Annotated in this window: 24 protein-coding genes; 16 read left to right on the top strand and 8 right to left on the bottom strand. The window is 64.7% G+C overall.

Going from position 1 to position 22,949, the window contains the following annotated elements:
• Positions 1 to 20 precede the first annotated feature (20 nt).
• From TSA1_RS24210 to TSA1_RS24170, 10 genes are all read left to right on the top strand, one after another.
• Entirely contained in the window at positions 21 to 1,106 is a 1,086-nt protein-coding gene (locus tag TSA1_RS24210) for an IS5 family transposase (protein WP_100174552.1), read from the top strand.
• Positions 1,107 to 1,322: 216 nt separating this feature from the next.
• Entirely contained in the window at positions 1,323 to 2,009 is a 687-nt protein-coding gene (locus TSA1_RS24205) for an MAE_28990/MAE_18760 family HEPN-like nuclease (RefSeq protein ID WP_100178525.1), read from the top strand.
• Between the two features lie 24 nt (positions 2,010 to 2,033).
• Positions 2,034 to 2,321 carry a type II toxin-antitoxin system HicB family antitoxin gene (locus TSA1_RS24200; RefSeq protein ID WP_100178524.1) on the top strand — a complete coding sequence of 96 codons (288 nt, stop codon included), beginning with the start codon at positions 2,034 to 2,036 and terminating at the stop codon, positions 2,319 to 2,321.
• A gap of 88 nt (positions 2,322 to 2,409) precedes the next feature.
• The gene (locus tag TSA1_RS39845) at positions 2,410 to 2,823 is read left to right on the top strand and encodes a hypothetical protein (protein ID WP_142248845.1); all 414 of its coding nucleotides are present in this window, start codon (positions 2,410 to 2,412) and stop codon (positions 2,821 to 2,823) included.
• On the top strand, positions 2,823 to 3,494 hold the full coding sequence (locus TSA1_RS39840; RefSeq protein ID WP_142248846.1) for an OmpA family protein: 672 nt from the start codon (positions 2,823 to 2,825) through the stop codon (positions 3,492 to 3,494). The genes TSA1_RS39845 and TSA1_RS39840 overlap by 1 nt, the downstream gene beginning before the upstream one ends.
• Before the next feature lie 171 nt (positions 3,495 to 3,665).
• A complete protein-coding gene (locus tag TSA1_RS24190) occupies positions 3,666 to 4,184 on the top strand; it encodes an Mpo1 family 2-hydroxy fatty acid dioxygenase (protein WP_174719054.1) in 519 nt (172 codons plus the stop codon).
• A gap of 28 nt (positions 4,185 to 4,212) precedes the next feature.
• A complete protein-coding gene (locus TSA1_RS24185) occupies positions 4,213 to 5,244 on the top strand; it encodes an NAD-dependent epimerase/dehydratase family protein (RefSeq protein ID WP_100178521.1) in 1,032 nt (343 codons plus the stop codon).
• Positions 5,245 to 5,271: 27 nt separating this feature from the next.
• Entirely contained in the window at positions 5,272 to 5,898 is a 627-nt protein-coding gene (locus tag TSA1_RS24180; protein WP_100178520.1) for a methyltransferase family protein, read from the top strand.
• A 284-nt stretch (positions 5,899 to 6,182) separates the two neighbouring features.
• Positions 6,183 to 6,392, top strand: a complete 210-nt coding sequence (locus TSA1_RS24175; RefSeq protein ID WP_100178519.1) for a hypothetical protein — start codon at positions 6,183 to 6,185, stop codon at positions 6,390 to 6,392.
• Between the two features lie 147 nt (positions 6,393 to 6,539).
• The gene (locus TSA1_RS24170; RefSeq protein WP_100178518.1) at positions 6,540 to 7,844 is read left to right on the top strand and encodes a PQQ-dependent sugar dehydrogenase; all 1,305 of its coding nucleotides are present in this window, start codon (positions 6,540 to 6,542) and stop codon (positions 7,842 to 7,844) included.
• Between the two features lie 231 nt (positions 7,845 to 8,075).
• On the opposite strand, the gene TSA1_RS24165 is transcribed toward TSA1_RS24170, so the two are convergent.
• Both TSA1_RS24165 and TSA1_RS24160 read right to left on the bottom strand, forming a co-directional pair.
• On the bottom strand, positions 8,076 to 8,900 hold the full coding sequence (locus tag TSA1_RS24165; RefSeq protein ID WP_100178517.1) for an aspartate dehydrogenase: 825 nt from the start codon (positions 8,898 to 8,900) through the stop codon (positions 8,076 to 8,078).
• Between the two features lie 34 nt (positions 8,901 to 8,934).
• Positions 8,935 to 9,852: a LysR substrate-binding domain-containing protein gene (locus TSA1_RS24160; RefSeq protein ID WP_100178516.1), complete on the bottom strand. Its 918-nt coding sequence runs from the start codon at positions 9,850 to 9,852 to the stop codon at positions 8,935 to 8,937.
• A gap of 144 nt (positions 9,853 to 9,996) precedes the next feature.
• On the opposite strand from TSA1_RS24160, the gene TSA1_RS24155 reads away from it, so the two are divergent.
• Positions 9,997 to 11,070, top strand: coding sequence for a tartrate dehydrogenase (locus TSA1_RS24155; RefSeq protein WP_100178515.1), 1,074 nt, complete (start codon positions 9,997 to 9,999; stop codon positions 11,068 to 11,070).
• Positions 11,071 to 11,170: 100 nt separating this feature from the next.
• Here TSA1_RS24155 and TSA1_RS24150 read toward each other — a convergent pair whose 3' ends face one another.
• Together TSA1_RS24150 and TSA1_RS24145 are read right to left on the bottom strand one after the other, a co-directional pair.
• Positions 11,171 to 12,118 (bottom strand): LysM peptidoglycan-binding domain-containing protein, encoded by a 948-nt coding sequence (locus TSA1_RS24150; RefSeq protein ID WP_100178514.1) that lies wholly within the window; start codon positions 12,116 to 12,118, stop codon positions 11,171 to 11,173.
• A gap of 145 nt (positions 12,119 to 12,263) precedes the next feature.
• A complete protein-coding gene (locus TSA1_RS24145) occupies positions 12,264 to 12,881 on the bottom strand; it encodes a CGNR zinc finger domain-containing protein (protein WP_100178513.1) in 618 nt (205 codons plus the stop codon).
• Positions 12,882 to 13,000: 119 nt separating this feature from the next.
• Between TSA1_RS24145 and TSA1_RS24140 the strand changes: the two genes are divergently transcribed.
• Positions 13,001 to 13,852 carry an alpha/beta fold hydrolase gene (locus TSA1_RS24140; protein WP_100178512.1) on the top strand — a complete coding sequence of 284 codons (852 nt, stop codon included), beginning with the start codon at positions 13,001 to 13,003 and terminating at the stop codon, positions 13,850 to 13,852.
• 103 nt (positions 13,853 to 13,955) lie between these two features.
• On the opposite strand, the gene TSA1_RS24135 is transcribed toward TSA1_RS24140, so the two are convergent.
• Positions 13,956 to 14,675 (bottom strand): hypothetical protein, encoded by a 720-nt coding sequence (locus TSA1_RS24135; protein WP_100178511.1) that lies wholly within the window; start codon positions 14,673 to 14,675, stop codon positions 13,956 to 13,958.
• A 287-nt stretch (positions 14,676 to 14,962) separates the two neighbouring features.
• On the opposite strand from TSA1_RS24135, the gene TSA1_RS24130 reads away from it, so the two are divergent.
• Positions 14,963 to 15,886 (top strand): ABC transporter ATP-binding protein, encoded by a 924-nt coding sequence (locus tag TSA1_RS24130; protein WP_100178510.1) that lies wholly within the window; start codon positions 14,963 to 14,965, stop codon positions 15,884 to 15,886.
• Positions 15,883 to 16,644 carry an ABC transporter permease gene (locus TSA1_RS24125; protein ID WP_100178509.1) on the top strand — a complete coding sequence of 254 codons (762 nt, stop codon included), beginning with the start codon at positions 15,883 to 15,885 and terminating at the stop codon, positions 16,642 to 16,644. Before TSA1_RS24130 ends, TSA1_RS24125 begins: the two co-directional genes overlap by 4 nt.
• A 53-nt stretch (positions 16,645 to 16,697) precedes the next feature.
• Here the strand turns inward: TSA1_RS24125 and TSA1_RS24120 are convergent, their stop codons facing one another.
• Positions 16,698 to 17,021: a hypothetical protein gene (locus TSA1_RS24120; RefSeq protein ID WP_100178508.1), complete on the bottom strand. Its 324-nt coding sequence runs from the start codon at positions 17,019 to 17,021 to the stop codon at positions 16,698 to 16,700.
• Between the two features lie 338 nt (positions 17,022 to 17,359).
• On the opposite strand from TSA1_RS24120, the gene TSA1_RS24110 reads away from it, so the two are divergent.
• The gene (locus TSA1_RS24110) at positions 17,360 to 18,145 is read left to right on the top strand and encodes a L,D-transpeptidase (protein WP_245448400.1); all 786 of its coding nucleotides are present in this window, start codon (positions 17,360 to 17,362) and stop codon (positions 18,143 to 18,145) included.
• Between the two features lie 2 nt (positions 18,146 to 18,147).
• On the opposite strand, the gene TSA1_RS24105 is transcribed toward TSA1_RS24110, so the two are convergent.
• A complete protein-coding gene (locus TSA1_RS24105; protein ID WP_174719053.1) occupies positions 18,148 to 19,410 on the bottom strand; it encodes a hypothetical protein in 1,263 nt (420 codons plus the stop codon).
• Positions 19,411 to 19,539: 129 nt separating this feature from the next.
• Between TSA1_RS24105 and TSA1_RS24100 the strand changes: the two genes are divergently transcribed.
• Positions 19,540 to 20,523, top strand: a complete 984-nt coding sequence (locus tag TSA1_RS24100) for a glycerophosphodiester phosphodiesterase (RefSeq protein WP_100178505.1) — start codon at positions 19,540 to 19,542, stop codon at positions 20,521 to 20,523.
• 106 nt (positions 20,524 to 20,629) lie between these two features.
• Here TSA1_RS24100 and TSA1_RS24095 read toward each other — a convergent pair whose 3' ends face one another.
• The gene (locus tag TSA1_RS24095; protein WP_100178504.1) at positions 20,630 to 22,909 is read right to left on the bottom strand and encodes a fused MFS/spermidine synthase; all 2,280 of its coding nucleotides are present in this window, start codon (positions 22,907 to 22,909) and stop codon (positions 20,630 to 20,632) included.
• Between the last annotated feature and the right edge of the window lie 40 nt (positions 22,910 to 22,949).

The raw sequence follows: 22,949 nt of genomic DNA, 5'->3' as shown, positions 1-22,949 counted from the left end.
TTGGATCTCGGAGGCTGGGGATGCGTGGCAAGTTCGAGGATCAGGGTGGACTGTTCTCGTATGTTTTGCCTGAGGCGCTGGTTCCGAAGGACCACCCGTTGCGCAAGATACGAGATCTTGTACGTGCCGTTCTGAGCGATCTGAACCGGACATTGAGCGGGCTGTATTCGAAGGAAGGTCGTCCTTCGATCCCGCCCGAGCAGTTGTTGAGTGCTCTGCTGCTGCAGGCCTTTTATGGCATCCGCTCGGAACGACAGCTGATGGAACAGCTGGACTATAATTTGCTGTATCGTTGGTTCGTGGGGCTTTCGCCGGATGATCCGGTCTGGGACCCGACAACGTTTACGAAGAACCGTGCCCGGTTGGAGAACGGCGAGGTGTTCGCCAAGTTCATGGCGAAGCTTCTGAACCATCCGGATGTGAAGCCCCTGTTGTCGAGCGAGCACTTCTCGGTGGATGGCACGCTGATCGAGGCCTGGGCTTCACAGAAGAGCTTTCGCCCCAAGGACGGCAGCGGCGACGATGATGACGGCGCCAACTTCCATGGCCAGAAGCGCAAGAACGACACCCATGCGAGCACCAGCGACCCTGACAGCCGGCTCTATCGCAAGGCGGCCGGGCGAGAGGCCAGGCTTTGCTATATGGGCCACGCCACCATGGAGAACCGGCACGGGCTGGCGGTAGCCGGCAAGGTCACGCATGCCAATGGTACCGCCGAACGCCGGGCTTCAGAGGCGATGCTGAAGGCGAGACGCAAAGCCGCAGGCCGCCGCATCACCGCCGGTGAGGACAAGGCGTACGATACGGCCGAGCATGTCGACAATCTTCGTGCCATCGGCGTGACGCCGCATGTGACCCAGAACCAGGCCGTCACCAAAACCGGCAAGACCCGCAACAGCGCCATCGACGAGCGCACAACGCGGCACCCGGGCTACAGCATGTCCCAGTCACGGCGGGCGATGGTCGAGTGCATCTTCGGATGGGGCAAGCAGCATGGCACCATGCGCAAGACCAAACATCGGGGCATCGCTCGCGTCGCCGCCGACTTCCTGCTCAATCTGATTGCCTACAACCTCGTCCGGATACCCAAGCTCGTCGCAGGTTGAGGTCGCCGATCGGAGAGGCAATCGCCGCTCCGACATCAAACTTCCGACCAAGGTCCAACCCAAACGCCAATCAGCAACGAATTTGCCGGTTTTTCAGCAGACTGCTAGAGCGGATTAAGCTCGATCCGGATTTCATCAGGATCACGACCGGAGGAGGAAAGAACTCGCCCGGCCCCCTCAATAATAGAATCAACTTTGTTTCCAGCAGGCTCAAAAATGAGTTTGCCTGATGACGTGTTTCGACAGATGGAGAGCGATCGATCTGTTCGCGAAGGCGAAATTCGCCTGATAGGCAATATCGCCCGACAGGTTCCGGGCGACAACGAACGGAACATGCTTTTCCGAACTTCGGTTCTGCTCACCTATTCGCATCTTGAAGGATTTTGCAAGTTTGCGCTTACAGCCTACGTGTCCGCTATCAACTCGCTTAATCTTGGTGCCGAGGAAGCGTCTCCACCCTTGGTCGCCGGATCGATGGCCGAGATCTTCGCTGCGCTGCGTCATCCCCAAAGTAAGCATGAATTCTTTTCTGGTCCGCTGCCCGACGACGCTAAACTTCATCTTTTCGCAAGAGAGAGGGAGTTCGTTGCAAACTTCAAAGCTGCCATGGCCCGTCCAGTTAAGCTGCCGGATGATTTGATCGACACCGAGTCAAATCTGAAGCCCATTGTCCTAATGAAGAATCTCTACAAGCTCGGACTAGATTATACTCAAGTCGAACCCCATAAGGGTACGGTGAATAAGCTCCTCGGCGTAAGGAACGCGATCGCGCATGGAGCCAGTTTGAAAGCTCCGACGTCAGAAGAAATCGACGAATATGTAAAAACCACGTTCGGTGTAATGGGCTTCGTTCAACAACAAATCTACATGGCCCTGAGGCAGGAACATTACCGTAAACGCTAATTTTCTCTACGTTAAATTGTAGTCATGCCCCACTACGTTGCCATCATTGAGAACGCCGGCCCGGACCACGCCGTTGGCGTGTGGTTTCCGGACCTGCCCGGCTGCATTTCTGGCGGCGACGACATCGATGAAGCCTTGGAGAACGCCCCCGAGGCGCTCGCGCTTTATGCGCAGGAGCTGAGCGCGGATGGCCGCGCGCTTCCCCCGCCGCGGACGCTGGAGGAACTGAAGGCCGATCCTGATGTCGCCGACGACCTCAAAAACCATACCGTTGCCCTGATCGACTGGCCGCCCCTCGACACCGCCGAGTGAGGACTGTTCGCCGCACTCGCCGAACTCTCGACAGATCTCCGCCGAACAGCCCTTGACCATCGCGAACTTCCCCGTATCAGATGCAGCCATGGTCCGGGGCATCGCACTGATCTTGCTGACATTGGGGATGCCGTCGCTTGCGGCGGCGGAGACCATGAGCTTTGGCGATTCGATCGGGCTCCTGGCCAAGAGCTGCGGTGCGGAAATCGTCGCCAATTGCCGCGGCGTCAACCCGGATTCGACCCGCCTGAAGGAGTGCCTGTCGCGCAACCGCGACGTCCTGTCCCAGCAGTGCGCGAGCGACTATCTCGGCGCGTTCGACGCCATCCAGAAGCGCGTCGCCGCGCGCGTCACGGTGGCGAACGCCTGCCAGCGCGAGATCGTCAAGGTCTGCGGCGGCTCGACCAAGGAGACCAGCAAGTCGATCCCCTGCCTGGTCTCGACGCCCAAGGGCATCAGCAACAACTGCCTGAAGGCCGTCGACGATGCGGGGTACCGCTGATGCGCGCGAACAGGTTCTTCATGGCCGGAACGGTCCTCGCGCTCGGCTTCGCTCTGCTCGCGGGCGCAGCCGGTGCCCAGACAACGGCGCCGACCCGCGACGACATTGTCGGCAAGCTCAACCATCTCGAAGAGCCCGGCGAGGTCGATCTTCCCGCGCTCAAGCAGCAGGTGATGGAGCGCGCCAAGGCCAGGATCAAGAACGATCCGGGCCCGGTGAACCGGCCGCCGATCGCCCCTGACCTCGCCAAGCTGCCGACCTTCAATGCGCAGATCCAGTTCGACGCCGACACGCCGATCATCCAGCCGGCCTCCTACCAGACCGTTGGCCGCATCGCGGACGCCCTGGTTCATTCCTCGCTGCTGCCCTACACGTTCCTGATCGTCGGCCACGTCGAATCCAATTCGAAGACGCGCGAGGCCAATGCGATTCTGAGCCAGCGCCGCGCGGACGCGATCCGCGACGTGCTGGTGAACACGTTCAAGATCTCGACCAAGCGGCTGCATCCGATCGGCCTCGGCGAGGAGCAGTTTCTCGATCGGGCCAAGCCGACCTCGGCCGTCAACAGCCAGTTGCAAATCCTGACCTATGCAAAGGTACCCGAGGACGCGCCTGCGCATCCGGCCGCGGCGCCAGCGCCTGCGGCGAAAAAGCCCGCCAAGAAGCGTTGAGCGAACGCGGCGTCGCAGCCAACGGAACCCTTTGAAGTCCTGATCGTTTTGCAACCTGTCCCGGGCGCACAAACACGGTTTCGCGCGACAAAAGCGCCGGTTTGTGCACCGCCCGGTCCAGTGCTATAGCCACTGTTCGCCCTTCCTGACCCCGTGCTGCATGAGACCGAAATGGGTGGCTTTTTCCAGCGCCAACTTGCCGTTTATGTCGAGTACCACCGCGACCCCCGGAACACGGCGATGCATGTGGTCGGCATACTCCTGTTGTTCACCGGCGCCGTGCTGCCGCTGACGCTGGTCAAGTTTCCGCTGTTCGGTTTCAACGTCAGCCTTGCGGTGATCCTGGCCCTGCCGGTTTTGATCTATTGGCTGCTGCTCGACGCGGCGCTCGGGATCGGCATCCTGGCGGTTTCCATCGTGCTGTTTTCGGTTGCGACGAGCATTGCGGCGCAAGTCAGCATCGCGACCATGTGGGCGATCTTCGCCGCCTTGGTGGTGCTCGGCCTCGCCGCGCAGACCATCGGCCACAAGGTTTTTGAGGGCCGCGAAGCCTCGTTGTTCACTTTTCCGTCGCACCTTTTGCTTGGACCGATGTTCGTGATGGCGAAATTATTCATTGCACTGGGCTTCCGTCGCGACCTTGCCGCGATTCTGGCGCCTCTTCCGGCCAATTCCCTTTCAACCCGATAGTTCTAGAAGCGAAACAGCAACCTTCTGCATGGCTCTCGTACTGGTTACCGGTGGCAGCGGCTTCATCGGACATCATCTCGTCGAAGCGCTCCGCGCCCGTGGGCAGCGGGTGCGTGTTCTCGATGTCCGCGCGCCGGCTGCGGCGAACGCCGACGTCGAGCACGTCCACGGCTCGGTGCTGGACGGCGCCGCCGTCGATGCCGCGATCGCCGGAGTCGATCAGGTCTATCACCTCGCCGGTCTGCCCGGCATGTGGGTCGCCAACAAGCAGGACTTTCACGACGTCAACTGCCGCGGCACCGAAATCGTGCTCGCGGCCGCAATGAAGCGCGGCGTCTCGCGCTTCCTGCACTGCTCGACGGAATCGATCCTGTTCCCCTATTCCGACCTCAAAGGCGCTCCCGCCGAAGAGGCGCTGCAGCCGGCCGAGGTGATGCCGGGCGCCTATACGCGCTCGAAGTCGCTCGCCGAGCATCATGCCGCAAAGGCGGCGGCCAGCGGCTTCCCGCTCGTGATCGGCACGCCGACCATGCCGATCGGCGCTGCCGACCACAATCTGACGCCGCCGACCGCGATGCTCTGGTACTTCCTGCAGAAGAAGGTGCAGCCGCATCTCAACTTCCTGGTCAATCTCGTCGACGTCCGCGACGTTGCCATGGGCCTCGTGCTGACGATGGAGCGCGGCCGCCTCGGCCAGCGCTACATCCTCGGCGGCGACTGCGTTCCGCTCGGCAACATCCTGCGCATGATGTCGGCGATGAGCGGCCGTCGGCAGTACCCGATCGTCGTGCCCGGCAAGATCGCCGAGCTCTCCGCGATCATGCTGGAATACATCTCCGATCAGTTCACGCGCCGGCCGCCCAACGGCACCGCCGAGGGCGTGCGCATTGCGCTCGCCGCGAGCGATCTTTCGATCGGCAAGGCCCGTAACGAGCTCGGCTATTCGCCGCGTCCGATCGAGCCGGTCTTGCGCGAAACCATCACCCATCTTCTCGCCCGCAACGGCCAGCAGCCCTCCGGCGCCATCGAGCATCGCGCGCTCTCCTCGCGCGCCAGCTGAAGCCGCCACCCAACGCAAAGAACCTTCATGTCCTTCGATTTCAGCAAGCTTGTCTCCGTCGCCTGGGGTGGCTGGACCACGACCTGGCCAACCGAACTCCTGGCCCTGCTCTGGCTCGCCTTTCTCGCCAGCTGGGTCGGCGCCTCGTTCTGGCAGGGGCAGACCAAGAAGCAGGTCATGACGCTGGAGTCGCAGCGCTATCGCCTGCCGATCCTGGTCGGCGGCATCCTGTACACGCCGTGGGTCGCGGAGATCCTGGGCTGGAAGCCGCTCTGGGTGCTCGGCAACACCGGCATCACCATCGCAGCGCTCCTCTCGGCCGCCGGCATTGCCTTCGCCTGGTGGGGCCGGCTGCATCTCGGAAAATTCTGGTCCAACACCATCACCCACAAGGAAGACCATCGGGTCATCGACACCGGGCCCTACGGCATCGTGCGCCACCCGATCTACACCGGCCTGATCTTCGGCATGCTGGTGACCGGCGTTGCGATCGGCCTGATGACGACGATCCTCGGCGCCATCCTGATTTCGCTCGGCATGTGGCAGAAGGGCCGGATGGAAGAGGTGTTCCTGTCCAAGGAGCTCGGCGAAGACGCCTACGGCGCCTATTGCCGCCGCGTGCCGATGATCATCCCGTTCCTGTCGCCGCGGTGAAGGGCTTCCGCTTTTTCAGCGTAGGACGCTTGTTGGTCCCGTCATCCTGAGGTGCGAGGTTCGCGATGCTCATGCATCGCGAACCGAGCCTCGAAGGATGTACGGCCGAGATGCAGCCGGGCCCTCCATCCTTCGAGGCTCCCCATGCGGCGCGTTGCGCCCCATGGCTCGCACCTCAGGATGACGGGAACGGAATGGCGCACCCGGAACATTCGCCCAGGAACTGCCACTCCGCCAGCTTGTTACCCATTCGACGCATGCAATTGGCCGCAGAGCATCGAGTCATGTCGGACGCCTACGATTATTTTCGCGAGCACGCGATCGCCGCCATCCGCAAAGCGCGGGCGTTGCCGCCGGGGCGGACGAAGCAGAAGCAGCGCACGGTGGCACGGGTCTATCATCTGCTGTCCAGAGAGGCGGCGCTCGCACCGAACGTCCATCACCTCGACGATTTTCGCGTGGCGCGGCAGCTCGAGCGGCAGATCGGCCGCTGATCCCGTAGCCCCCTTGGGCCCGCCTGCGTACGTCCCATGCAAATTCGATCGGCTGCCATTCCACGGGAATAGCCCCCGCCGGCCCGCCGCACCGGTTGACGTGGGCCCCGTCAGCCAGTTGGATGCGCGCGCAAACAGGGGCTCTTCATGACTTTTTCAGGCATCTTCGCGCAGTTCGTCGCATTCATTGGCGGCATCGCGCTGCAATGGCGCAAGATGACAGGCACCGAGCCCGCACCGGCCTGGGGAGAGAAGCCCGCGATCCCCGACGCGAAGCCGCAAGGCGCGATCCCGACACTGAAAATGCCGACCGCGCGCGGCTGGAGCGAAGGCCAAAAGCCGACGGTCGCGCCCGGGCTCAAGGTCAACGCATTCGCAGCCGGGCTCGACCATCCGCGCTGGATCGAGGTGCTGCCCAATGGGGACGTGCTGATCGCGGAGGCAACGCAGATCGCAGGCGCACCGCGCAGCGTGTTCCACTACGCGATGCAGGCGACGATGCGTCGCGCCGCAGCGCTCGGCGTGTCCGCCAACCGCATCACGCTGCTGCGCGACAAGGACGGCGACGGCGTTGCCGAAGTGCGCGGCGCCTTCATGGAAAACCTCAACCAGCCCTTCGGCATGGCGCTGGTCGGCGACACCTTCTACGTCGGCAACACCGACGGCGTGATGGCCTTCCCTTACGTTGCAAATGCCGACCGCATCACCGCGTCCGGCAGGCGGCTCACGACCTTCAAGCCGGGCGGGCACTGGACGCGCAGCCTGCTCGCCAGCCCCGACGGCAAGAAGCTCTATGCCGGCGTCGGCTCGCTCAGCAACATCGCGGAAATGGGCATGGAGGTCGAGGAAGGCCGCGCCGCGGTCTACGAGCTCGACCTCGTCGCCGGCACGCATCGCATTTTCGGCGCCGGCCTGCGCAATCCCGTGGGCCTTGCCTGGGAGCCAACTACGGGCGTGCTCTGGACCGTCGTCAACGAGCGCGACGGGCTCGGCGACGAGACGCCGCCGGACTATCTCACCTCGGTGCGCGATGGCGGCTTCTACGGCTGGCCCTATTGCTACTGGGGCAAGACGGTGGACGACCGCGTGCCGCAGGACCCGGCGATGGTCGCGAAGGCGATTCAACCGGACTACGCGCTCGGCGGCCATACCGCTTCGCTCGGCCTGTGCTGGATGCCCGCAGGGACCCTGCCCGGCTTCGGCGACGGCATGGTAATCGGCCAGCACGGCTCGTGGAATCGCAGCAAGCTGTCCGGCTACAAGCTGGTGTTCATCCCGTTCGAGAATGGCAAGCCGTCCGGCCCCGGTCGCGACATCCTCTCGGGCTTCCTGTCCCCGGACGAGAAGGAATCCTACGGCCGCCCGGTCGGCGTCGTGATCGGTTCCGACAAGAAGTCGCTGCTGATGGCCGACGACGTCGGCAACGTGATCTGGCGTGTGACGGGGGCGTAGGGGAGATATGTCGAGATAGGCGCTGCGGCGATCGCATTTCCGTTCCGTCATCCTGAGGTGCCAGACGCGTGGCGCAACGCGCCACGTGGGGAGCCTCGAAGGATGAACGGCCGCGATGCAGCCGGGCCGTCGTCCTTCGAGGCTTGCCCTGCGGCGCATTCGCTTCGCAGAGCAAGCACCTCAGGATGACGGTGGTGGAGCGTAGCGTCGTCTGAGGCCAATCGGGTCTCGTCACGTTCCTACACACAACGTGGCACGCTGCTTGCGGAGCAGCGCGATCACGGACAGTGCGGTGATGATCCCGGTCTTTGGATTTTCGGACGGGATGTTCTCGATGCTCATCGAGAAGCGCGCCGAATCCGCTTCGACCTCGATGCGGTGAACATTGCGCGTCACGGTGGGGTCGGCCCAGACCTGGATCTGGGTACGATCGGGCCCGATGCCCGCCAGCGACAGCGCGACGGCGACATTGACGTTCGCCGGAAAGCCCTTCGCCGCGTCGCGCGCGCTGCCCTCGAACAGTTTCAGCGGCTCGCGCAGATTGTCGATGTCGATGTTGTTCTGCACGATGAACGGCGCGCCCTTCAGCCCGTCGATCGGCTTGCGCGTCACCATCTTCACGGAATGAATGGTGCCGACCGCGGCGGCGTTGACGGCGTCGAGGCCGATCAGCGCGCCGGTCGGCACGATGATTCGGCCGCCATTGGCGCGGGCGAGATCGACGAGATCGAAATTGTCGAGCAGGCCGCCGACGCTGACCACGACCGCAGCCTTGCCGCGCTTCACCGCGGGCTCGACGATCGCGCGCAACTGGCTGCTCGGCGCGCACTCGACGACGATGTCGGCGGCATCGCCGAGCTGGTCGATCGGCAGGATTTTCGGCGGACGCTTCAGGCCGCCGATGAAAGCCTGATGCTTGGCGGGATCGCGCACGGCGACGGCCGACAGCGTCAGCCCTTCGATGCCCTGATCCAGCGCGGTCGCGACCTTGGTGCCGATCGAGCCCAGACCCGCGATGGCGACTCGCAATTCGTTCGATGCGCTCGGTTCAGTCATGGCAACACCTTCTCCGGTCCTTCGTCATAGCCGCTCACGCCTCCCGCGCATAGCTGCGCAGGCGCGCCTCCAGCACGGCCAGCATCGCATCGCGGGCCGGATCGCGCGAGCCGCGCAGCCAGGCGGCGGCAAGCGGCAGCCGGCCAACCGGGCCGCTCTGCCTCGGCCGCAGCGGCACGAAGCGCACGCCCGAGACCGCCATCCGCGTCGTCCAGCGCGGCACGATCGCGACGCCGAGCCTGGTCGCGACCAGATTGATGATGGTCTGCTTCTCGTCGGCGACCTGCACGATGCGCGGCATGAGGCCCGCCTGCTCGAACAGCTTGATGGTGAGGTCGTGGCTGTGCGGCCGCGAGCGGCGGTCCGGCACCAGCATCGCCTCGTCGGCGATGTCGGCCAGCGTGACCCACTGGCGCGCCGCCAGCGCGTGGCGTTGCGGGAACGCGACGATCGCGGTCTCCTGCAGCAGATCGCGGAATTCGAGCCGTTTGTCCGCCCGATCAGGCGGACGGACGAAGGCAAGATCGAGCGCGCCGGTCAGGATCTTCGGCAGCAGCCGGACGGTCTTGTCCTCGAGAAGCTGCACCGCGACCTCGGGATGCTTGCCGCGGAAATCGCGCAGCAGCGGCGGCAGCAAGCCCGCCGCGGCGCTGTCGATGGCACCGATCCGCAGCCGCCGCGCGGCGCCCGCGCGCGAGCGGTTGCGCAGATTACTCTCGACCGCCTCGACCTTGGCGAGGATCGCGCGGGCATCGCGCAGCAGCGTCGCGCCGTCCTCGGTGAGCGACACCGCGCGCGTCGTCCGCGCGAACAGCCGCCTGCCCAGATCCTCCTCCAGCAGCCTGATCTGGCGGCCGAGCGCCGACGGCAGCATCTGGAGCTGCTGCGCCGCGCGGCCGAAATGCAGCTGCTCGGCCGCCGCCACGAAGCATCGGAGCTGATGCAATTCCATCCCGCAATCCCCATCCACGCGATGATTATATCATTTTTTTGTATAAACCAGCGGCAATTGAGTTGCCCCCGCGCTCGCCCTAGGCTCGCCGCCGGGCGCAGATGGACGGATATGCGGGCGCCATTTCTCACACGGAGCCAATCCATGCGCACCCATTCGATCGCAGCCATTCCCGCCGACGGCATCGGCCCCGAGGTGATCTCGGCCGGTGTCCGCGTGCTCGAAGCGCTCGCCAAGCGCAGCGGCGACCTCGCCTTCAACGTCAAGACTTTCGACTGGGGCTCGGACTATTACAAGAAGCACGGCGTGATGATGCCGGCCGACGGCCTCACTGAGCTGAAGAAATTCGACGCGATCTATTTCGGCGCCGTCGGTGCGCCTGACGTGCCCGATCACATCACGCTGTGGGGCCTGCGCCTGCCGATCTGCCAGGGCTTTGACCAATACGCCAATGTGCGCCCGACCAAGATCCTGCCGGGCGTCGCCTCGCCGCTGCGCAACGTCGGCGTCGGCGATCTCGACTGGGTGATCGTGCGCGAGAATTCGGAGGGCGAATATGCCGGCATGGGCGGCCGCGCCCACAAGGGCCTGCCGGAAGAGGTCGGCACCGAAGTCGCGGTCTTCACCCGCGTCGGCGTCACCCGCATCATGCGCTATGCGTTCCAGCTCGCACAGTCGCGGCCTCGCAAATTCCTGACCGTGGTGACCAAGTCGAACGCGCAGCGCCATGGCATGGTGATGTGGGACGAGATCGCGGCCGAAGTCGCGACCGAATTCCCCGACGTCACCTGGGACAAGATGCTGGTCGATGCCATGACGGTGCGCATGACGCTGCATCCGAAGAGCCTCGACACCATCGTGGCGACCAACCTCCACGCCGACATCCTCTCCGACCTCGCCGGCGCGCTGGCCGGAAGCCTCGGTGTCGCGCCGACCGGCAACATCGATCCGCAGCGCCGCTTCCCCTCGATGTTCGAGCCGATCCACGGCTCGGCCTTCGACATCACCGGCAAGGGCATCGCCAATCCGGTCGCGACGTTCTGGACCGGCGCGCAGATGCTCGAGCATCTCGGCGAGACGGATGCGGCGTCGCGGCTGATGAAGGCGGTCGAGCGTGTCTGCGCGGCGGGCGTGTTGACGCCAGATGTCGGCGGCAAGGCGACGACGAAGGAAGTGACGGATGCGGTGATCGACGCGATCAACGGATCGAACGTGTGAGGCCATTGCCTCTATCAACGCCAGCCCAGGGGCTGGCTCGCTCCGCCTCCCCCGCTTGCTGGAGAGGGAGCGCACCGCGTGCGTGGCTACGGGTGAGGATCTACTTCCGCTTCGCGGTCGCTGCCGGCGGCGGCGTCACCATCGCCGAAGCAGGCTCGGGCGGCATCAAATGCCGCGGCACGATGATGGTTTGCCCCGGGGTGAGCGTCGCGTTCTCCGCAAGCGAATTGCTCTGCGCGAGCGTCCACAGCGGCACGCGATTGGCGGCGGCGATGCTCTCCATGGTGTCGCCGCGGCGCACCGGCACCCGCACGCCGCTGTCCCACAACTCGACCAGAGTGTCAGCGGGCACGAGATAGCGCAGCGGCACGGCATCGGCCTGGGTCTGCGGCGGAATGCGCGGCAGCTGCGTCACCATCGCGACGATCTGGCGATGGATGTCGTCGGACTTCTCGATGTTGATGTGCGAGACCCGCGCGTTTTCCTTCAGGTCGTAGCTCGCATAATGGCCGCGAAAGCCGGGCACCGCCACGACATCGCCGCCGCCGAGCACGCTGTCGGACAGGAAGATGTTGATGAAGCGCTCGACATTGAGCGGCACGTCGCCGGTCGCATGCGCGGGATCGATGGCGATGACGAGGCTGATCGGGATGTTCTCCTTGGCCGCCATCTCGGAAATGACGATCGAGCACAGCCCGCCCATCGAATGCCCGATCAAGACGATCGGCGCCGGGCTCTCCTTGTAGCTGGAGATGGCGCGATCGCCGATCCATCGGCAGATGGTGAATTCATAGACGTCGGCTGAGAAGCCGGCCTGCGTCAGTTTCTCGCCGAGCCGGTCCATGCCGGTCGAGAAGATGGGGCCCATGGCGCCGCGGAACAGGTAGATCTTCGGCGGCGGCAGCGGCTCGAATGGCGGAGGCGGCGGCGCAACCGGCATGGCGGCCGCAGCAGGCTTCGACTTGGCGGGTGAAGCGGCGGCAATGCCGGGATCCAGGGCGAACAGCGCAACGGCTGCCAGCACGACGAGGCGCCTCAGATCAATCATCAGTCCAGCAGTCCCACCACGGGAGGCAGAGGCCTCCCCTCGGGGCTTAGTGACGAGCGATTTGGTGCATTTTGGGGCGCGGGAACTGAGGCACGCGCCCCATCAAGGACCCGTGACCTCGTGGACGGGGACACTCTCGGCGCGGTCACTGTCTGTTCCTGAGCCGGCTGCGATGCGCGGCCTGCTTGGCGCGATTGCCGCAGACCGCCATGATGCACCATCGCCGTGCGCGCCTGCGGGTGTGGTCGGCGAACAGCATCGTGCAGTTATGACCCTCGCATGCCTTCACGTCGGAAAAATCCTCGTCGCAGACGAGCTTCGCCATTGCCTCGCCGATAGGCAGCAGCAGGGAGTCCGGCGACCGCCAGCGGCGCTTCATGCGCAGCGCGAGCACGCCGCCATCGTCCGGCCCGGGCTCGATCCGCCTGAACATTTCGTCGCGCTCGAGCAAGCTGTTCAGCGGACCGAGTTCGCGCAGTCCATCCACCGCCAGCGGCCGGCCCGCATGCTTGCGCACGAAGCCGCGAAACCACTCGCGCAAGGCACGGGCCCGATCGGCGACCTTGTCGAGCTCGCCCGGCTTCGCACGCGCCTTCAGTTCGTCCAGCTCCTCCGCCGGCACCAGCTTCGCCTGGGCCAGCCAGTCGATCAGGCCATCGCCGTCGTCGAGCCAGTCGACAGGCGTATCGACCGGCGTCGCCACCGAGTTGAGGAAATCAAGGCCGAGCGAGTCTGCGATGAACATCGCGGGTGGTCTGTCCATGGGCGGTCCCTGAAGCAAGCTCACAAAGATGTAACCTATTAAAATGGCATTGACAAGTTACCTCAGGAGAAGATAACCCTCAATTACGGATTTAACAGGTTAGTTCCATGGAGATGGCTATGACCCCAACCACCTATCGCACCGCCGATGTCGATGGCTTCAAGGTGTTCTATCGCGAGGCCGGCCCCAGGGACGCGCCAAAGCTGCTGTTGCTGCACGGCTTCCCGAGCGCCGGCCACATGTTCCGCGATCTCATCCCGCTGCTCGCGGACGGGTTTCACATCGTGGCGCCGGACCTTCCCGGCTTCGGCCAGTCCGACATGCCCGCGCGTGAAACCTTCCGCTACACGTTCGACAATCTCGCGCAGGTGATCGAGCGCTTCACTGAAGTCATCGGCTTCGATCGTTTCGCGGTCTATGTCTTCGACTATGGCGCGCCGACCGGCTTCCGGCTCGCGCTGCGTCACCCCGAGCGCATCACCGCCATCATCTCGCAGAACGGCAACGCCTATGAAGACGGGCTCAGCGACGGCTGGTCTCCGATCAAGGCCTATTGGCAAGATCCCACGCCTGCCAATCGCGACGCGTTGCGCAGCCTTCTCACGCCGGAGGCAACGCGCTGGCAGTACACGCATGGCGTTCCTGATCCGGCGACCGTGTCACCGGACGGACAGAACCTCGACAATTTCTATCTGGCGCGCCCAGGCTCGGACGACGTGCAGCTCGACCTGTTCGGCGATTACAAGAGCAACGTCGCGCTCTATCCGGCCTTCCAGGATTATTTCCGCAAGCACAAGCCGCCGTTCCTGGCAGTCTGGGGCAAGAACGATCCGTTCTTCATTCCGCCCGGCGCGGAGGCGTTCAAGCGCGACAATCCCAACGCCGTGGTGCAGTTCTTCGACACCGGCCATTTCGCGCTGGAGACGCATGCACGGGAGATCGCGCAGAGCATTCGCGCGTTCCTGAAATGACGGCGGGAGGCACGATGGCGCGCAGGCGCGCTCGCGAGCTTCACACGTGCAGGCATTGTCATCAAAAGAGTGCTGCGCGACGGATCCCCTCGCGCAGACCGGCTCAGTTCCTTGCCGGAGCCGTCGCCGCCGCCGAGCGCGCCTGACGCGGCGCCCCCTGTTCGGCAACCGGCAGCGCCGGCGCACGCGAGCGCATGATCGCGGCGTCGATCTCGGCGATGACGCGGCGCTGGATCGCCTCGTTCTTGTCGATCGAGATGTGGCCGACGCCGGTGCCGCGCACGTCGACATTGTCGAGCTTGCCGCGGAACCCGTTTGCGGCGCGCACCGGCTCGCCGGGACCGTCGCCGATATAGATGTTGATGTAGCGCTCCGCCCCGGTCGAGAGCTTGGTCTTGAACACGGAGTCGAGACCGATCGCGAGCTTCACGGGCACGCCGAGCTGATTGAGCTTGGCGATCATGTCCGGCAGCGCGGTGGCGCCGGAGGAATGGCCGACCAGGACGATGGTCTTGAGCCGGCCGGCCTTGTAGGCGGTCGCGGCTTCATCGGCGAGCGAGGACCATGAGACGAAGTTGGCGACCGTCACCGGGATGCCCTGCGCCTGCAGCCGGGCGCCGATGGTGTCGAGGCCGAGCGAAAAGATGTTGAGCACGCCACGGAGCAGATAGACATGCGTGGTCGCGACCTGAGCCTGGCTCGGGGCCGCCCGGGCCGGGGTCGGGCTGATGGCAACAGCTGACAGCAGGAGCAGGCCCATCGCCCAGACGCGGAGGGCGGACAACTGGCTGGCGCCGGCGGTGTGACGGCCGTTCGGTCTCATCGATCTTTTCCCTGGGGACAATACGCTTTGCGATTGGCCGGAATCGTAGCCACGGCGCGCTCGCAGACGCAACAAAGAGCCGCGTGAATGGCAATCTTAGCCACAGCCCGTGACCATCGCGCAACACCTGCCCGAAACCTGCCACTGAAGGGCCTGCTTTGAGACCATTTTTCTCCGGGCAATTGCGGCCGGGCAAGGCCGTTCCTATCTCAGGGCTCCGCTGACCCGCCCTCCCGGCAGGTTCCAGCCTCCCCTCCCCAGCCCCGCCCCTCAGCCCTGCGGCCATCATGTCCTCCATCATTTCCGTCGCCAATCTGTCGAAGACCTATGGGTCCGGCTTCAAGGCGCTCAAGAACGTCAATCTCGACATCAAGCGCGGCGAGATCTTCGCGCTGCTCGGGCCCAACGGTGCCGGCAAGACCACGCTGATCTCGATCATCTGCGGCATTGCCAATCCGAGTGAGGGCCGCGTGCTCGTCGGCGGCGAGGATATCCAGACCTCCTACCGCAAGGCCCGCTCGCTGATCGGCCTCGTGCCGCAGGAATTGCACACCGACGCCTTCGAGAGCGTTTGGGCGACCGTGAGCTTCTCCCGCGGCCTGTTCGGCAAGCCGAAGAACCCTGACCATATCGAGAAGGTGCTCAAGGACCTCTCGCTGTGGGACAAGAAGGACAGCAAGATCATCACGCTCTCCGGCGGCATGAAGCGCCGCGTGATGATCGCGAAGGCGCTGTCGCACGAGCCGCAGATCCTGTTCCTGGACGAACCCACAGCCGGCGTCGACGTCGAGCTGCGCAAGGGCATGTGGGAGGTGGTGCGCACGCTGCAGCAGTCCGGCGTCACCATCATCCTCACCACGCATTACATCGAGGAAGCCGAGGAGATGGCCGACCGCATCGGCGTCATCAACAAGGGCGAGATCGTGCTGGTCGAGGACAAGGCGACCTTGATGCAGAAGCTCGGCAAGAAGCGGCTGACGCTGCACTTGCAGAACAAGATCTCCTCGCTGCCGGAGAGCCTTGCCCATTACGAGCTCGACCTCTGCGATAGCGGCGCGACGCTGGTCTACGACTACGACACCAAGGGCGATCGTACCGGCATCACCAGCCTGCTCAGCGACCTGCGCAACGCCGGCATTCGCTTCAACGATCTCGACACGACGCAATCGTCGCTCGAGGACATCTTCGTCGACCTCGTGAGGACGTCATGAACCACCGCGCCATCCGCGCCATCTATCTGTTCGAAATGGCGCGCACCTGGCGCACGCTGCTGCAAAGCATCGTCTCGCCGGTGGTCTCCACCTCGTTGTATTTCGTGGTGTTCGGCGCCGCGATCGGCTCGCGCATCAGCCAGGTCGAGGGCGTCAGCTACGGCACCTTCATCGTGCCGGGCCTGATCATGCTCTCGGTGCTGACACAGAGCATCGCCAACGCCTCGTTCGGCATCTACTTCCCGAAATTCACCGGCACGATCTACGAGATCCTGTCGGCGCCGATCTCCTATTTCGAGATCGTGCTCGGCTATGTCGGCGCCGCCGCGACCAAGTCGATCATTTTGGGCCTCATCATCCTGGCCACCGCCGGCCTGTTCGTGCCGCTGCACATCCACCATCCAGTCTGGATGCTGGCCTTCCTGGTGCTGACGGCGGTGACGTTCAGCCTGTTCGGCTTCATCATCGGCATCTGGGCCGACGGCTTCGAGAAGCTGCAGATGATCCCGATGCTGGTGGTGACGCCGCTGACCTTCCTCGGCGGCAGCTTCTATTCCATCGACATGCTGCCGCCCGCCTGGCGCACGGTCGCGCTGCTCAACCCGGTCGTCTATCTGATCTCCGGCTTCCGCTGGAGTTTTTACGAGATCGCCGACGTCAGCGTCGCCGTCAGCATCGGGATGACGATTGCCTTTCTGGTGATCTGCCTGGTCGTGATCTGGTGGATTTTCCGCACGGGGTACCGGCTGAAGAACTGATGGCTGTCATTCCGGCGCGCCCGAAGGGCGAGCCCGGAATGACGACCGAAGACTCACCGATAGCAATGGAAGCGGTGGTAGCCGTCGTAGTAGCCGCGGCAGCGGCGGTAATGACGGTGGGGAATGCCGAGCGCACCTTCGACTGCGCCAACGGCGCCGCCGACACCGGCACCAACGACGCCTCCGACCGCACCGCCCACGGGGCCGGCGATCCGGTTGCCTTCATAGGAGCCTTCTTGGGCGCCGCGCACGATGCCTTGGGCGTGGCCGGGATGCGGCAACACCAGCAGCGCGAGCAAGAGGGCGGCGGCCGCGAACAACAGGCGGCCGGGCAAGCTGGCCGGCAGCTTGGCAGCGGCGATATGGGCTTTGTTCATTTTCGGTCTCGGGGAAAGGCCTGGAGGGAAGCGAGTGGCAGCGGCCACGCGCCAGGGGTGACCATCATCAACGCACCGAGCGGCCGAATGGTTGCGCCATTGTGACGAATTGTCGGCGTTGTGAACGCGCGCGCTCGCGAAAATGTCAGTACCGGCGCCCGCCGCGCGGCACAAAGCGGCCTTGCTTACGTCAGGCATCACGTTAACGATGGCCGGAAGGTTACCTTTGCAAGCTGCTGGAACGGAAGCCGGATTGCAGGCATATTGCAGGCCGGGGGACGGAGAGCCGCGGCGCCTTATGTGAACAGGCCGGAGCCAGAACTCAAATGCGTTTCCAGATGCGTCCATTTTTCATTGCTTTCACATCCCTGATGTTTCTCGGCGCAGGCAGCGCGCAGGCCAAGGTCGAGATCACCGTCGACAAGGATAATCAGCAGATGACCGTCGCGGTCGACGGCGTCGCGCGCTATCACTGGCCGGTGTCGACCGGCATCCCCTCGCGCGAAACGCCGAACGGCTCGTTCCGCACCTTCCGCATGGAGGAGGATCACTACTCCAAGGAATTCGACGACGCGCCGATGCCGCACGCGATCTTCTTTACCAAGGTCGGGCACGCCATCCACGGCACGGACTCGGTCGGCCGGCTCGGCTCGCCGGCCTCGCACGGCTGCGTGCGGCTGTCGCGTCAGAATGCCTCGACGCTCTATGCCCTCGTGCAGCAGCAGGGCGTGCTCAACACCACGGTGACGTTGACCGGCTCGGCGCAGGTGGCGCTGGCGCGCAATCCGCGCGGCCGCACCAACAACGCGGTGGCCCGCGCTCCGCAGCAGCCTGCCGAAGAGCAATACGCCACCACCGGCGATCCCGTGAACCTGACGCCGCCGGCACAGCCCGCCCGCCGGTACATGCCGCAGGACGACAGCTACATCTATCCGGCCGACGGCACCGACACCGGCGCGCGTTATCCGGCACCGCGCTCGATCACGCGCCCCTATGGCACGCAGGCCTATCAGCAACTGCCGCAGCCAACCTACGACCAGGGCTACGGGCAGCAGGGCTACTATTATCAGCAGCAGCAGCCTCGCCAGTACTATCAGCCGCGCAACTACTACTACCAGAACTGAGGCTATCTGAACGCGGCATCGCCGCGTTCGACGATCTTTCGCGCCGCATCGACGAAGGCCCGCGCGACGGGCTCGAGGATCTCGGGCCCGGTCGCGCCGAGATCATCCGACGGCGTATGGAACGTGCGATGCCGGCCGGCCATGCCGAGGAAATTGGCGTAGCCCGCCGCGTGCACGTCGCGTAACTCGCCGACCGCCTGTTTCTCCGTCACCAGGCGCTTCGCCGCGACCCTGGCGAAGGCCTCGTCGGTCAGAGCGACGGCGGACTTGCTGAGCACGAGATAGCGCTCTTCCTCGGGCCGGTCGGTGCGGACGCCTTCCGCAAAGGCGTAGCACGCGTTCGACGATCCGAAATGAATCCACGCCAGCGTGTCCTTCGGCGCCGGCGCCCCCTTTTTCAAGAACAGCTCCATGCCGCCATGGCCGATCTCGTGGCCGGCGGTGGCGATGAAGACGAGATGCGCCGGCCATTTCTCGGCAGTAGCGGTGCGCGCCAGCGCGAGAAAGTTGGCGATTCCGGGACCGCGCTCGCAGACGCAGGAATACCAGCCGGTCATCGGCGTGGAGACGACGATGGTCGGGCCGCGGCCGGCGCCGATCTCCGCAAGCACGTTCCGGCCGGCGACATCGCGCTCGTAATGGCCCTTGACGTCGAAGGTGACAGGCATGCCTGCGGCGAGCGCGCGCTCGAACTCCGCGCGCGACTTGGCACCGACCACCATCACCGGCACCGGCCAGGGCGAATCCTCCTGCGTGACGTTGTAGGCGAAGCGATCGTCGGCGAGGTTGCCGATCATCAGCAGGATCGCCGCCGGCTTCTTCGCTACCGCTTCGTTGATGGCGGCACGATGGGTCGGCCCTAGATAGGCGCCGCGATCGAACGGCAGATCGAGCAACAGGATCTTGCCGGCGACATCGCTATCGCGTGCGAGCGGCGCGGACAAATGGAAGCTCGCCCGATCCTCCGGCGGCCACCAAAATGGTGTCGCTTCAACCGTCGTGCCGGCAACTTCGGCGCTGGCCTGCTCGACGACATATTGCCGGCCGAGCACGACGGGCTGAAAGCTGACGTCGAAACCCGCCCGCTTCATCTCGCCGGCGATCCAGTCCGCGGTCGCGCGATCGCCGGTCGAGCTGAAGCGGTGCAGGCCGAATGAGGCATAGCGCGACACGTCTTCATAGAGGCTCGCGCCCGAAAGCACATCCCTGGCTGCCGCCTGTCCGACCATGAGAACCGCCATTGTTGCGATGAAGACCTGCCGCACGTGAGTGGCTCCCTGAACCTTATTTTTGCTGCGCAGTTTCCGCCTTCCGCGGCCGCCGTCAACCGCGAGACTGGACGAAGCGCGCAAAGATTTCATAAGCTGCTGTCTTCTCGAGCGCTGCGAACCCCGATGCCGTCACGTGCCACCACAATTCTGACTGTGCTCTCGGTTCTGATAACGGGGCAAGCCATGGGATTCGATATCGAGGCGCATCGCGGCGGCCGGGCGCTGCTACCGGAGAACACCCTGCCCGCCTTCGCCAACGCGCTGTCGATGGGCGTGGACACGCAGGAGCTTGATGTCGGCGTCACCGCTGACGGCGAGGTCGTCATATCGCACGAACGCGGGCTCAACGCCGATATCACGCGGGATGCGAGCGGCGCCTACGTGGTTCCGCCCGGGACGCCCTTTGTGAAGCTGCGGCTGGCCGACATCAAGGCCTATGACGTCGGCCAGATCCGGCCGGACAGCTCCTATGCGAAACAATTCCCCGATCAGCGCGCCGTGCCCGGGACACGCATCCCCACGCTCGGCGAGCTGTTCGCGCTGGTGCGCAAGTCCGGCAATACGCGCGTGCACTTCAACATCGAGACCAAGATCGATCCGAACCGTCCGGACGAGACGCTCGATCCGCAGGGTTTCGTCGCAAAGCTGCTCGCGGTGATCCAGGCCGAGGGATTTTCAGATCGCGTCATGATCCAGTCCTTCGACTGGAGGACCCTGCTCCTGATCCAGCAGCAGGCGCCGAAAATTCCGACGGTGTACCTGACGCTGCAGCGCGGCTCGGCTCCAACCATCGCGCTCGAGAAAGCGACCAGCTGGACGGCGGGTTTCAGCCCGGCCGATCACGGCGGCTCGCTGCCGCGGACGATCAAGTCTGCGGGCGGCGCGATCTGGTCGCCCTATTTCGGCGATGTGACCGCGACGCTTGTTTCCGAAGCCCATGCGCTCGGACTGCGCGTGGTGGTCTGGACGGTCAACAAGCGTGAAGACATGGCGCGGATGATCGAGATCGGCGTCGACGGGATCATTTCCGATAGACCCGACCTGTTGCGCGAGGTCGCCGGCGAAAAGGGAATTGCGCTGCCTTCGGGAACGCCTGTGGCGCCGTAGCGTCCCGCCGCCTTGTAGCCCGGATGGAGCGGAGCGCAATCCGGCGCCGCTCGCACGTTGGACGCAATCCCGGATTACGCTTACGCTCCATCCGGGCTACGGAGCATCACTCCCCGTCCCGCAAGCGCCGGTACAGCGCGCCGAGGATGTTGGAATAGTCGTCGGTCCACACCCGGACCCTGTCGTCGGCTTCAGTCTGCTCCCATGACTTGGAGGCGGCGAGCCGGCCGATGTCGGCGTCCTCGCGCGCGGAGATGACGACGTCGGTCGAGAAGATATAGTCCGCATCTCGCCCGGAATCCTCGTTGAAGACCCAGCTCTTGAGATCATTGGCGTCGGCGATGCCGACCACGACAGTCTCGAGATCGAGGTGGCGGTTGGACACATGCATCACCACGGCGCCGTGCGGGGCAAGCTTGTCCTTGTAGATCTTCATCGCCTCTTCGGTGGCGAGATGGATCGGGATCGCATCGGACGAATAGGCATCGACGATGATGAGATCGTAAGCGCCGTCCGCCTCCTTGGCGAAGGTGAGGCGCGCGTCGCCGATCACCGGCTTCAGGTCGGGCAGGCAGCTCGAGATGTAGCGGAAATTCTTGGGGTCGCGCGCGGCATCCACCATCGACTGGTCGATCTCGAAGAATTTCCAGTCCTCGCCGGGCTCGGCGGCGCAGGCGAGCGTGCCCGATCCGACGCCGATCGCCGCGACCTTGAGCGGCGCGCCCTTGCGCTCGCGGATCGCGCTGACGGCCTGACCGATGCCGCCGTCCTTGTGATAATAGGTGATCGGTTCGGGCCGGCGGGTGACCGGGGTGCCGTCATTGTTGCGGAAGCGCTCGGCGCCGTGGATGGTGGTGCCGTGCATCAGCACGTGGAAATAGCCGCCGGGCGTCTCCACGATCTTGTGCACGCCGAAGAAGCTGCGCACGGTGGTGACGCGGCCCTCGTCCGCCGGATAGATCCGGATCAATGCCAGCGCCAACGCGACGGTGGCAAAAATCTTCCAGCGGCTCACATTGAGCGCCAGTGTCAGCAGCGCGGCGAGCACGCCGACCGAGCCTGCGACCCAGACGCGGTGATCCTCGAACCAGGTCGAGAGGTTGCCCGTGGTGTAGGACGGCGCAACGAGCGCCACCGCGAGCGCGGCGAGCGCCAGCCAGTACCATTTGACGATGCCGGCGAGGCGCTCGTTCGTGGGCGGGCGGCACAGCGCGGCGAACGCGATCAGGATCGGATATTCAGCGATCCAGGAGAACGTGAAGGGCGCGACGAGGCCGGCAAAGAGGCCGCCGACCATGCCGCCGAACGACAGCGCGACATAGAATCCGGTGAGATATTTGGCAGCCGGCCGCGTCCGCGCCAGCTCGCCATGGCAAGCCATGGCGATGACGAAGAAGCAGAGTTGATGACCGCCGAGCGTCAGCAGCAAATTCTGCTCGCCGCCGAAAGCGAGCAGCACGACGACGCCCGCGATCGCGACCGGCTGGAGCATCAGCATCCATGTGTGCGGCAATAGCGGCCGCGACTGGAACACCACCACCCAGGTGAGCAGATACAGCGACAGCGGCAGCACCCAGAGCAGCGGCGCCGCCGCGACGTCGGTCGAGATGTGCGCGGTGACGGCGATGAGCAGGCCGGACGGCACCGCGGCCAGGAAGATCCAGCGCAGCCGCATCACGAGGCCGGGCGCCGGCGCATTGATCTCCTCGGTTCGCGCGTCGACCACCGCAAGCTTCGGCGAACGCAGCAGCAGCACGCCGCAGGCGGCGATCAGGAGAAGCAGCAGGCCATAGCCGCCGGTCCACAACCGGTTCTGGGTGTGCAACGTGAATATCGGCTCCAGCAGGAACGGATAGGACAACAACGCGAGGAAGCTGCCGATGTTGGAGGAGGCGTAGAGGAAATAGGGATCGTGGCCGGCGGGATGGCCGGTGCGGACGAACCAGGCCTGCAGCAGCGGGTTGTTGGCGGCGAGCGCGAAGAACGGCAGCCCGATCGAGACCACGAACAGGCCGAGCAGCCAGACCGCATAGCCCGAAGCCGGCGGCTCGCCATAGTCCGAGGCAATGCCGAGCGGCAGCGTGGCGAAGGCCGCGATCAGCAGCACCAGATGCACCGCGACCGGAATGATCCGGTTCCTCGCCTGCATCAACAGATGCGCATAGGCATAGCCCGCCAACAGCAGCGACTGGAAGAACACCATGGCCACCGACCACACCGCCGGCGAGCCGCCGAGCCGCGGCAGCACCATCTTCGTGAACAACGGCTGTACCGAGAACAGCAGCAGCGCGCTGACGAAGATCGCCGCGGTGTAGACCGTCAGCAGCAGCCGGTTGCGCGAGGCGGACGGCTGCTCCGTGGCGGCGGGTTGCACGATCGAATCCATGGAAGCTCCGGCTCAAACCCCGGCGGGCGCCGGACGCGCG

It is taken from the genome of Bradyrhizobium nitroreducens (assembly GCF_002776695.1).
Lineage (GTDB): Bacteria > Pseudomonadota > Alphaproteobacteria > Rhizobiales > Xanthobacteraceae > Bradyrhizobium > Bradyrhizobium nitroreducens.
The sequence above is the reverse complement of the archived record's forward strand: the minus strand, read 5'-3'. Positions and strand labels throughout refer to the sequence as shown.